9 protein-coding genes are annotated in these 11,981 nt (G+C 62.5%); 8 read left to right on the top strand and 1 reads right to left on the bottom strand.

Annotated features, from left to right (window positions below; genetic code table 11):
• Positions 1-7: 7 nt before the first annotated feature.
• A complete protein-coding gene (locus MU856_RS17330; RefSeq protein WP_263588063.1) occupies positions 8-1,537 on the bottom strand; it encodes an aldehyde dehydrogenase in 1,530 nt (509 codons plus the stop codon).
• A gap of 174 nt (positions 1,538-1,711) precedes the next feature.
• On the opposite strand from MU856_RS17330, the gene MU856_RS17325 reads away from it, so the two are divergent.
• From MU856_RS17325 to MU856_RS17290, 8 genes are all read left to right on the top strand, one after another.
• The gene (locus MU856_RS17325; RefSeq protein ID WP_263588062.1) at positions 1,712-3,193 is read left to right on the top strand and encodes an MFS transporter; all 1,482 of its coding nucleotides are present in this window, start codon (positions 1,712-1,714) and stop codon (positions 3,191-3,193) included.
• Positions 3,194-3,345: 152 nt separating this feature from the next.
• Entirely contained in the window at positions 3,346-5,559 is a 2,214-nt protein-coding gene (locus MU856_RS17320; protein ID WP_263588061.1) for a TonB-dependent receptor, read from the top strand.
• Between the two features lie 211 nt (positions 5,560-5,770).
• On the top strand, positions 5,771-6,784 hold the full coding sequence (locus MU856_RS17315; protein ID WP_263588060.1) for a LacI family DNA-binding transcriptional regulator: 1,014 nt from the start codon (positions 5,771-5,773) through the stop codon (positions 6,782-6,784).
• 104 nt (positions 6,785-6,888) lie between these two features.
• Positions 6,889-7,935, top strand: a complete 1,047-nt coding sequence (locus tag MU856_RS17310; protein ID WP_263588059.1) for a dihydrodipicolinate synthase family protein — start codon at positions 6,889-6,891, stop codon at positions 7,933-7,935.
• Positions 7,936-8,010: 75 nt separating this feature from the next.
• Entirely contained in the window at positions 8,011-8,640 is a 630-nt protein-coding gene (locus MU856_RS17305) for an RraA family protein (protein ID WP_263588058.1), read from the top strand.
• Between the two features lie 108 nt (positions 8,641-8,748).
• Entirely contained in the window at positions 8,749-9,705 is a 957-nt protein-coding gene (locus MU856_RS17300) for a C-terminal binding protein (RefSeq protein WP_263588057.1), read from the top strand.
• A gap of 2 nt (positions 9,706-9,707) precedes the next feature.
• Entirely contained in the window at positions 9,708-10,982 is a 1,275-nt protein-coding gene (gene eno, locus MU856_RS17295; RefSeq protein ID WP_263588056.1) for a phosphopyruvate hydratase, read from the top strand.
• Complete coding sequence (locus MU856_RS17290; RefSeq protein WP_263588055.1) at positions 10,979-11,971, top strand: phosphotransferase family protein; 993 nt, start codon at positions 10,979-10,981, stop codon at positions 11,969-11,971. The genes eno and MU856_RS17290 overlap by 4 nt, the downstream gene beginning before the upstream one ends.
• The last annotated feature ends 10 nt before the right edge of the window (positions 11,972-11,981 follow it).

Below are 11,981 nucleotides of genomic sequence, written 5' to 3'. Positions count from 1 at the left end.
TCGGGAATCAGTTCATTCGCAGGTCGCGCATCTCGGGCTCGAACCAGTCGAACGGCTCGCTGCTCTTGTTGACCATCACCGCCTTCGTGAAGAAATAATGATCGAAGGACTCCTGACCGCCTTCGCGGCCGATGCCCGAATCTTTGACGCCGCCCCAAGGGAAAGCCGTGTCCGCCCGATGGTGATCGTTAATCCAGACGATCCCAGCTTCCAGTCGATCGGCGATTCGGTGTGCGCGGGCGACATCGTTCGTGCGGACCGCCGACGCCAAGCCGTAGCAGGAATCATTTGCGATCCGCAGGGCATCTTCTTCTGTATCGAAGGGGATGACGACGGTGAAGGGACCGAATACTTCCTCGCGCGCGATGCGCATATCTGGCGTGACATTGGCGAAAACCGTGGGCTCGATATAGAAGCCACCGCTGTCTTCCATATGTTCTGGAATACGCCCGCCAGCAACGAGCTCCGCGCCTTCGCCAAGGCCGATCTCGACAAAATCGAGAACGCGTTGGCGCTGGCGCTCCGAGATGACCGGTCCCATCTGCGTCGACTGGTCGATCGGATCGCCGACACGAATGGCTTTTGCCTTCGCGGCGAAGCGCTTCACAAACTCGTCATAGATGGTGCGCTGGACGATGTGACGCGACGAGCAGACACAGGTCTGGCCTGCGCCGATGAATGAGCCGAAGGCGGCGTAGTCGACAGCCTGGTTGAGGTCGAAGTCGTCGAACACGAGCACGGGTGTCTTGCCGCCGAGTTCGAGGGTTTGCTGCGCGAAGTTCTTCGCCGCGGCTTGACCGGCAATGCGGCCGGCCTCGGTGCCGCCAGTGAGCGCGAGCTTGTTGATATCGGGATGGTTGGTCAGCGCCTTGCCTGTCGTGGCCCCATGACCGGTCACCAGATTGAAAACGCCCGGGGGAAGGCCGGCTTCATTCATGATTTCCCAGAGCCGGATGGCCGTAAGCGGCGTATATTCGGATGGTTTGAGCACCGTGGTACAACCCGAGGCGAATGTTGGCGCGAGATTGCGCGACGCGATCAGAATGGGATGATTGAAAGGCGAAATATTGGCTACAACGCCTACGGGGCGGCGCAACGTATAGGCCAGATAATTGCCTTCGACCGGGATAACTGCATCGCGCTTGGCGAGCGACAGCGCGGCATTATAGCGGAACATGTCAGCCAGCTTGCCCAACTGCGCCCGCGTTTCGCGGAAAGGGCGGCCGTTGTTGATCGTTTCCAGTTCGTAGAGTTCATCGAGGTGTTTCTCGAGAACGTCGGCCAGCTTCAATACCAGCTTGGCGCGTGTGCGATCCGGCATGCGCGACCAATCCGAATCGGTGAAAGCCTGGCGGGCGCTGGCCACCGCTGCATCAACCTCGGTCTCCCCGCAATTGATCGTATGGCCGATGACCTTGCCATCGCGTGGGGAAATGATCGGCAGCGTGTCGCAGCCGGGAGCGGCGATTTCCTTGCCGTCGATAAACAGGCCGCGAATGGCGGTTTTTGCGTCATGCGATGATATGGTCACGGACACATTTTCTCTCCCTCGATACTTGGTTGCGCACACGTGTACATTGAGACGATCGAACGCGCAATACCGAGATGAGTTTGATCCCTTGCGCACGATTGGCGAGGCATCTATACGAAACGAAACGAGCCGTTCGATAAATGATTGCGATATGGTCGCTGTCGGTTGTCGCTCATTTCGTTGACTGAGATCGGCGGCGCGGTTCCGCTGGGCGGATCCGGCGTGATCGCGGGAACGACAAGCCTTTGTCGTTATCTGCACCGGTCGTGTATTTTGGTGATCGCTCGACAGCGGCGGCGCCGGGGGGAGCAAGGCATGGACACGGCACCAGCAGCGACGGCAGTCTCGCATTCAATTTATCCGCGTCCGGCCTATGCCTGGTATGTCGTCGGCGTGCTGCTGATTGTCGGGATCACATCCTATCTCGACCGATATATCGTGTCGCTTCTTGTCGAGCCCATCAAGGCGGATCTCGGATTGTCCGACACGCAGGTCAGCCTGTTGCAAGGCACGGCTTTTGCCGTCTTCTTCGTGGCGTTCAGCCTGCCTTGCGGCGCCTTGGTTGACCGGGTCAGTCGGCGAACCATTTTGGCGATTGGAATTGCCTTGTGGAGCGTGATGACCGCGGCTGGCGGGCTTGCGGACAATTTCTGGGAATTGTTCTTGTCGCGGGCTGGGGTGGGCATTGGCGAGGCCTGTCTGGCGCCGGCAGCCTTTTCGCTCATCGCAGATTATTTTCCGCCCGTCCGGCGGGGCAAGGCGATGAGCATATACAATATGGCCAATTATCTCGGCGGCGGCTCATCGCTCCTGATTGGCGGTCTTGTCCTTGGCATGCTGGGAGGCGTTGGCGTGGCCTCTTTGCCGACCATCGGGCCCATCGCCAGCTGGAAAGCCACCTTCATCATCGTGGGACTGCCGGGACTCCTCTTGTCCCTTCTGATGCTGACCGTGCGTGAGCCGGCGCGCCAAGGATCGCGTGTCTCGTCGGAACAGGGGACCGCCGAGGGCTTTCTCGAGCATATGCGTAGCGCTCCCAAAGTTTATGTGGCGGTGCATTTTGTGTCGGCTATGACGGCCTTCACGGGCTTTGCAGTAGCATCCTGGTCGCCGAGCTATTTCATCCGTACCTTCGGTCTCACGCCTTCCGAAGCCGGTTTGATGGTGGGACCGGTGGCCGCCCTCTGCGGCATGACGGGCTGCATTCTCAGCGGCATATGCAGCGACTGGGCCGTGGCGAAGGGACGCGTTGGCGGACGCTTCCTGTTGCCGCTCATCTGGTGGCCGGCGGCATTCGCCGGTTTGACGCTGATGGTCACGGCGCCGAATGAGCACCGCGCGCTGATCGGAATCGGATTGTTCATGGTGGGCAGCGGTTTCGGGCTGGCGAGCGTTGTGCCGACGATCCATGACATCACGCCCGCGCAGTTCCGCGGCCGCGCGACCTCTCTCCATTTCGTGCTCGCCGGACTGCTGGCGCTCGGCTCTGCCGCCACCCTTGTCGCGTTGGTGAACGATTATCTCTTCGCCGATCCTGCAGCGCTCGGCAAATCGATGCTGGTGGTGCTGGTGCCCGTGATCGTGGCAGGCTTTGCCGTCTGCCTCGCCTCGCGCAGGATCTACGAGCAGCGGCGGCGCTTCTTCCTCGCAACTGCGAACTGAAGCGCGATCCTGGCGCGTCGTTTCGGCTTGGACCTTCTTCGGCTTCGGCACCACCCATATGCGTTCACCCGCCGAACCATTGACTTTTTAAAAACACAACGATACGAACCGTTTTGAAATGCCGCAAAGGCATATTGGGAGGGGGCATTAGCGTGGGACAGCAATATCTTCGGGCATTTTTGTTGGGCTCCGTCGCGGTTTGTCTGACGCCCGCCGCAGAGGCCCAGGATCGCAGCGCCCAGGCTGAGGGTTTGGACGACATCATCGTTACAGCGCAGCGGCTTGAGGAATCGGCCCAGCGCGCGCCGGTCATCATCGACACGGTTACGCCCGAACAATTGCGCGGAATTTCGGACGTTCGCCAGCTCCAGAATGCGGTTCCCGGCGTCCAGTTCGCCAATGCCGGCAATGTGATCCAGACCTATGTCCGTGGCATCGGGTCATTCAACGCCAAGTCAGTGCAGGAGTCAGCGGTCGCCTACAGCCTCGACGGCGTGTACTTGTTCACCACCACCCAGGTTTCGCCGGCGATGTACGACCTCGCTCGTGTCGAAGTGCTGAAAGGACCTCAGGGCACGCTTTACGGGCGCAATGCCAGCGGCGGCGCGATCAACCTGATCACGCAAGGCGCGAAGCTGAGCGGGATCGAGGGTTTTGTGTCGGCGGAGATCGGCAATTATGATGCTCGTCGCATCGTCGGAGCGGTCAATCTACCTGTGTCCGAGACATTTGCTGTGCGCTTGGCCGGCCAGCACGTCGAGCACGACGGGTATCTAAGCGACGGCACGAGCGATGACGACACCACCGCAGGCCGCATTCGTGCGCTTTGGGAGCCTTCGCCGGATGTCAGTATCAAGCTGAACTTTGATATCGCGCGCGTTCGCGGCACCGGTCCAGGATCGGTCGTCTTTCCGTTCCGCGTCGCCGGCGATCCTTGGGTCGGCGCGCTCGATCCTGGGTCCGACACGGGCGTAAGCACGGTCAGCGGGTTCCGGCCACTTGCGCAGCCCCGCAACGCGCTCGACCAATGGAGCGTCAACGCGCAACTCGACTGGGACATGGGCTTTGCGACACTCACTGTGCTGCCGGCCTATCGCCACGAGAAGATTGACAGCATCAGCTATGTGCCTGGCTATGGCATCGATGAAGATGCCAAAATCCGGCAGACCTCGTTCGAGGCACGGCTCGCCAATCAATCCGACCGTTTGCGTTGGGTGGTCGGCGCCTATTATCTTGATGTCGATATCACGCAGACTTTTCAAATCAACAACCCCAATCCCCCGGTGGGCCGACCCGCGGTCAATTTCCTCAACAACCCCAACAAGGTCGAGTCCTGGGCAGCGTTCGGCGAAGGCGCATTCAACCTGACCGAGGGCCTGCGCCTGATCGGCGGCCTGCGCTACACGTGGGAGCGGTCGGTCTCGGGAGGTTTCCAGAACCAGCTTTTCCCGGCCCCGCTCGCGACCGCTGCCTTTCTGCCCGGGGTTGAACCCGGCGACCACTTCATTGATGAGCGGGTCACCGATAATGCGGTCACCTGGAAATTCGGTGCGCAATATGACATCGCACCGGACTCCATGATTTTCGCAACCGTTAGCCGCGGTTTCAAAGGTGGCGGCTCATATGTGGATATTCCGAGTGTCGACTCCCAATTTGGTCCCGAATATGTGACCGCCTATGAATTCGGCTCGCGAAACCGCTTCTTCGGCAACACGCTGCAGTTGAATCTCGAACTGTTCTACTGGAAGATCAAGGACCAGCAGATTGCGTTCGTCGGGTTCAACGCGCTCAACCAGCCTAAATTCCAAACCGTAAATGCGGCAAATTCCGAAGCCTATGGCGTCAGTGTTGATGTGGACTGGCTTATGACGCCCAACGACCGGTTCCACTTCGGCGTCGAGCATGTGAAATCGAAATATGCCGACTTCGTCCGCATCCAGCCGGCGACGCCGATCGGGACGACCTGCGCCACGACCACGCTGTCGGCGGGACCACCGGCGCGCATCGCGATCGATTGTTCGGGATTCCCAATGATGCGGACACCGAAATGGGCCGGTTCAGCGGGCTATGAGCACAAGTTCGACCTTGCAAGCGGGGCTGAGGTAAAAGTCGGCGGCGACGTGAACTTCGCGTCATCGCGGTGGACGTCGATCGACTTCAGCCCAGTAACGCGAGACAAGGGCTATGCCGTTTTCAACGCCGAGGTCGGCTATCATGCGCCTGACGACCGCTGGTCGGTCAGTCTGTTTGGACAGAATCTGACCAAGGAAGCCTTTCTCGTCGGCGGGCTGCAATCGGGAACGATCAACCGTCCGACCATCAATCAGCCGCGCACCTATGGCGTGCGGGCACGCGTGAACTTCTGATGATCCGTTCGGCCGGGACGGCGCTTGTGTCGGCCCTTCGGACCGGCACGGCGTAACCACGCCCGCAGCCCACTGCTGCTTCACTTTCTCCATGTCCCGCGAACCCTTTCGCTTTCCATTCGTGTCGACGATGGCGCGCCGTCGCGGTAGCGCGCTTTCACTTGCGGCGATGTCGCGCTAATTAGCGATTGGCTTGGATGCGGAGGAATGAGTGCGAAAATCGCGGCCGACATTGAAGGACATCGCCGCCGAGCTGAATCTCTCGCATCCCACCGTTTCACGTGCGCTTGCGGATCATGACAGCATCAGCCGGGACACCAAGGAAAGAATTCGCGCGGTTGCCGACCGGCTCGGCTATGTCGCGAATTCGAGCGCGCGCATGCTGCGGGTCGGGACAGGCAATGTCGTTGGCGTATTGCTTCCCGACATGACCAATGAATTTTATGCCGCGGCGGCGCAGCGGCTTGCCGATGACTGCAGCGCGCGGAATCAGCGGCTTCTCCTGTCAATTTCCGGCGGCGACCCGGAACGCGAACTGGCCTTGGTGCGAGCGTTGATCGAGGCGCGGCCGATCGGGCTGGTCGTCGCCCTGACGGAAGCGCCTCGTCCCGAGACGCTCGAATATCTCCGCGGCGTACACTGCGTCCAGTTCATGAATATCGCTCCCGGCCTTCAGGGACCGAGCGTCTCGGTTACCGACAGCGGGGGGGCTACCCTCGCCGTGCAGCATCTTCTCGACCTTGGCCATCGGCGGATCGGCTTTGTCGGACCGCTTCCGAGCGAACGGATCGGCGAGGCGCGGTTGCGCGGTTTGAATGTGGCGCTGAAGACAGCCGGGCACCAGCTGGACAGCGACCTTATCCGGCTCGGGCCATCGACTGCTGAATTCGGGGCATCCGCCGTTGCCGCACTGCTGGCGCTGCCGAAGCCGCCAACCGCACTTTACCTGTCGAGCGCGCCCCTCAGTCTCGGCGGCATGCATATGCTTGGCGAGCGCCGCGTGGCCATCCCGGGTGACATATCCGTTGTCGTCGCGGGCAGCGCCAACTGGTATGCCGTTTGGCCCGGCGGGCTGACCTCGATTACCTTGCCCATGACCGATCTTGCCGACGCAGCATCGACGATGCTGACAAATCCCGAAGCTATGGCGCAACAGCATACCGAGCTGTCATTCCAACTGATACAGCGCGGCTCCACCGTTCCTTTCGCAAACGGACGCACGTAGCGCGCGCCACATGGCAGATTCCACTTGATCCCGTTTCAGAGTTTACGTACACGTGTGCGTAACGTTGAATTCGTCGAAGAGTGAATCGAAGAGAGGAGAGCGCCATGTCCCGTTTGCCCCAATTGTCCGCCGCCGATATTTCGGGTGTTGTGGCTTATATGCCCACCACCACGCGCACCGACGTCGAGATCGATCGCAACACCAAGAACGCGGTCGATCTGGAGGAAGCCGCACGGGCTGCCGACGTGCTGATCCGCGACGGCGCGACCGCGATCGTGCTCAACGGCACCTTTGGCGAACTGTCGTCGCTGACGCTCGACGAGATCACCGATTTCACCCGCGCCGTCGTTGAATCGGCGGCGGGCCGCGTTCCCGTCTTCGCGGGGGCAACGACGCTCAACACGCGCGATACGATCGCGCGGGCGCGCATCTTTCGCGATCTTGGCGCCCAAGGTCTCAACCTCGGCCGCCCGATGCTTTCGGCGATGGACGATGTCGCCATCGTGAAATGGTACCAGGACATCGTCGAAGAGCTGCCCGACATGGCGGTATTCCTCTACGACGACGCGCAGGCCTTCAAGCGTCCGATCAACACCTCGGTATATCGTGAACTGGCAAAGCTTCCCCAGATCGTTGCTTGCAAATATCGCACCCAGTTGATGATCAGCAACATGATCCCCTCGAATACCTACAACGCCGACCTCGATGCGGTCGGCAAGAATATCAAGCTGCTGACGCAGGAAACCGACTGGCCGCTCGTCAACAAGGCGTTCGGGGTCGATTCCTGCTGGTCGAGCTATATCAACTGCGCCCCTGGCTATGTGATGGCGCTGCGCGACGCGATTCTGGGCGGCGACGAAGCGAAGACCATGTCGCTGCTGGCAGAAAATGCCTGGCCTGGCGACGAATTCTCGCCCGCCGGCGGGTCGGAAAACTGGCACATGAACAAGATTACGGCGCTCAAGACGCGTATCCATTATGCGGGCTACATCAAGGCCGGGCCGCCGCTTCCGCCCTATCATATCGCCCCGCAAGAGCGGGTCGAGACCGCGAAGCGTCTCGCTGCAAAGGATCGTGAGATCCAGAAGAAATATCCCCACAAGACCGCGGGCGAGTCTGCGGTCGTCTCTCCGGAGGCTGTGCCGGCCTAAGCGGCCTGGCAGCCATAAAGGAATCGGCACCGGCCTCATTTTGGGGCCGGTGCATCGAGAGTGGGAATGATATGAATGTCTCAGACTGAACCCGCAATCGAAGACGCCGCGCGCGCACTGGCGTCATTGTCCTCGTCGATCGTTGCCGACGCGGCGGCCGGGCGCGGCGTCGTCGCACCCGGCCTTCAGCGCTTTGCCGGAAAAGGGACAGCCGTCGGCCGCGCGGTCACCGCGGCATGCGCCGAGGGGTCGCTCGTTGCGATATTCAGCGCGCTCGACGCGGCCCGGCCCGGCGATTTTCTCTGTATCAGCGCGCCCGGCGCATCGGCCTATCTCGGCGATCTTCTCGCTGCGGACCTGGTGCGACGGGATATGGCGGGGATCATCGTCGACGGTCTGATCCGCGACCGTGCCGCGATCGCGGATCTGCCGATCACCGTGTTGGCACGCGGCGTTACGCCCGTTGCCCGGCGCGGGCGCGAGCCGGGCTTGTCGATGATCCCGATCGAAATTGGCGGCGTGACCATCCGTCCCGGCGACTGGATCATCGCGGACGACGACGGTGCCGTCGTCGTGGCGCCGGACGAGGTCGAAGCCGTTGTCGCGACCGCACGGGAGCATGCGCGGATCGAGGAGCGGATCATGGCTCATATCGAGGCGGGCGCGACAATCATGGAAGCGGTGGGCCGCGAAGTACCGCAATGATGGCTGTGATCGGCGTCTGAGCCTCGGTGCCGCGCGCCGTTTCGATGGCGAAGAGAGGCGGAATCCGCGGCTTGTCTGCCGTCCGGAACGATGAAGATGGGAGAGAAAATGGCGATCGTGTTTCAGACCGATTATGCGTGGCCCGACGATTCCATCGAGCGCGCGGTCATTGAGGGTGCAGGCCACAAGCTTTTTACCGGGCCTGCAGTGCCGGCGAGTGCCGAGGAAATTGTCTCCCTCGTCGAGCGATATCGTCCGCAGGCAATCATGACGTGCTGGGCTCAGGTATCCGGGCGCGCTATCGCGGCTGCGGAAAATTTGCTTGTCGTGCAGCGCATCGGGGTCGGTCTCGATAACATCGACGTCGAGGCGGCAACCGATTTCGGCGCGTGGGTGACGAACGTTCCCGATTATTGCGTCGGCGAGGTGTCGGACCACGCCATTGCCCTGCTCCTCGATTGGGCGCGCGGGACGGTCGCCTTCGATCGCGAAGTGAAGGCGGGCCGATGGGACCCGGCGGCGGCGAAGCTCCGCCGGGTCGCGGACCTGACGGTCGGTGTGGTCGGGCTGGGCCGTATCGGTCGCGCGACCGTTACCCGGCTCGAGGGTTTCGGATGCGCGCTGCTTGCCCATGACCCTTACGCACGAGAGAGCGGTGCCGCACGACTGGTCGCGCTGGATGCGTTGCTTGAAGCAAGCGACGTCGTGATCCTTCATGTCCCACTCACCGCCGGCACTCATCATCTGATGGACGCGGCCCGTCTGGCGCAGATGCGCCCCGGCGCTTTTCTCATCAACGTCAGTCGCGGGCCGCTTGTCGACAATGACGCGTTGCTCGCAGCGCTCGAGCAAGGGCGCTTGTCGGGCGCAGGTCTCGACGTAGTCGAAGGCGAGCCCGACCCGCCGCGCGCTCTGGTCGAACGGGCTGACGTCGTGGTGACGCCACATGTGGCCTTTTCGTCCGAAGCCTCGCTTGCCGAGCTTCGCCGGCGCTCGGCCGAGGAGGTTGTGCGTGTCTTGGGAGGCGGTCGGCCCCAAAATCCCTGCAACAACCCGGGAGCATAAGCATGACGGCGATCACGGCCCTTCGCGGGCGCCAAATTCTCGACAGCCGCGGCCGTCCGACGGTCGAGGCTGAGGTCGAACTCGCCGACGGGACGATCGCGCGCGCCTCGGCGCCGTCGGGCGCCTCGACCGGCAAGGCCGAAGCGGTCGAGCTACGGGACGGCGGCACGGCGTGGGGGGGGCGGGGCGTCCGGAACGCCGTCGCGCATGTCAGCGGCGAAATTGCGGTGCTGCTCCTCGGCCACGACGCATACGACCAGATGGGCATCGATGAAGCGATGCGCGAGGCCGACGGTACGCCGAATTTTGCCCGGCTCGGCGGGAATGCGGTCCTTTCGGTGAGCCTGGCCGTGGCGCGCGCCAGTGCGGCGGCGCGGCGCCAGCCGCTTTGGCGCCGCTTCGCCGACCTAGCCGGCGTCGACCCCACCATGCCCATGCCGATGGTCAACATCCTGTCGGGGGGTCTCCATGCCGGCCGCGGGATGGATGTTCAGGATTTTCTCGTCATTCCCGTGGGCGCGTCATCCTATACCGAAGCGCTCGACTGGGTTTGCCGGGTTCGGCTGGCGGCAACCGAGCTTAGCACCGAGCGCGGCCTTCCCATCCTGCTTGCCGACGAAGGGGGGCTTTCGCCTGGCTTCGCAAGCTCGGAAGAGGCGCTCGATCTCATGGTTGCGGCGTTCGGGCGTGCCGGACTGAAAGCGGGATCCCAGGTCGCCATCGCGCTCGACATCGCTTCATCCTCGCTGATCGATGCCGAAGGGCGCTACCCGTTCGTCCGGCAGGGCGCCATCTATGACGCGGAGCAGATGATCGCGTTGCAGGCCGATTGGGTCTCCCGCTACCCGATCGTGTCGATCGAGGATGGGCTCGGCGAGGATGACTGGGACAACTGGCCCGAAATGACGCGTCGCCTTTCGCATATCCAGCTTGTCGGCGACGACCTGTTCGCGACCCAGCCCGAGCGCATCCGGCGGGGGATCGGGTCGAACATCGCCAACAGCGCGCTCATCAAGGTTAATCAGAACGGGACGCTGACGGGCACGCTCGAGGCGATCCGGACCGCACGCGAGGCCGGTTATACCACCGTGATATCGGCGCGATCGGGCGAGACCGAAGACGATTTCCTTGCGGATCTTGCGGTCGGAGTGGCGGGTGGCCAGATCAAGATCGGCTCGGTGCGCAATTCGGAGCGCCAGGCGAAATACAACCAGTTGCTTCGTATCGAGGAGGCCGGGCTTCCCTGGTCCGCACGAAGCGGACTAGCGCCGCTATGAATTCGGTCGAGCCTGGCTTGGTCGCGTTTCTACGCGACCAAGGCCTATGCTCGGGGGATGAAGAAGGGCAGTGGATTCCGCTTGCGGGCGGCGTATCCTCCGACATCTGGCGGGTCGATACCTCAGTCGGCAGTTTTTGCGTCAAGCGCGCGCTGGCCGAGCTGAAGGTTGCCGCCGAGTGGAAGGCCCCACTCGAACGCAATGCGTTCGAGTGGGCCTATATGGAAGTGATCGCCCAGGTGGCGCCGGGATCGGTACCCGAGCCGCTTGCGCACGATCCGGTGCGTGGTCTCTTCGCGATGGCGTGGCTGGAGCCCGGGCGCTATCCGCTGTGGAAGACCGAACTTCTCGCCGGCCGCATTGAGCCAGGCGTTGCCGCTGACGTGGGAGCCCTGATCGGCCGTATCCATTCCGCCACGGCCGACAATCCCCTGCTTGGGGCGCGCTTCGCCACCGATGCGAATTTCGAGATGCTCCGGATCGCGCCCTATCTGCGCACGACCGCCGCTGCCCACCCCGATCTTGCGCCGATGATCAACGCGATCGCGCGCACCACGGCCGACACCCGCAGAGCGTTGGTCCATGGCGACGTCAGTCCCAAGAACATTCTTTGCGGCCCCGAGGGTCCTGTGCTGCTCGATGCTGAATGCGCATGGTTCGGCGATCCCGCGTTCGACCTCGCCTTTTGCGTCAATCATCTTGTCATCAAGGCCCGTGTCGTCGCGGGGAAGGAAGCGTCGCTTCGCACGGCGATCGACCGGCTGATCGCCGCCTATCTTGCGCATGTCGCTTGGGAGCCCGTCAAGGCCGTCGACACACGCGCGGCGGACCTGCTGGCGGTTCTGGCGCTGGCGCGTGTCGATGGCAAATCGCCGGTCGAATATCTCGACACGGATCAGCGCAGCGCGCTGCGCGGCGCGGCGCGGGGGGCTGTCGCCGCACGCCCCACCTCACTGGCGGACTGTTGCGACATGCTGATTCGGGGTTGACGGATCGCCG

Source organism: Sphingopyxis sp. GC21, assembly GCF_025727575.1.
In the GTDB taxonomy this organism is placed as follows: Bacteria; Pseudomonadota; Alphaproteobacteria; order Sphingomonadales; family Sphingomonadaceae; genus Sphingopyxis; species Sphingopyxis terrae_A.
This window is presented reverse-complemented; position numbering and strand designations above follow the sequence as displayed.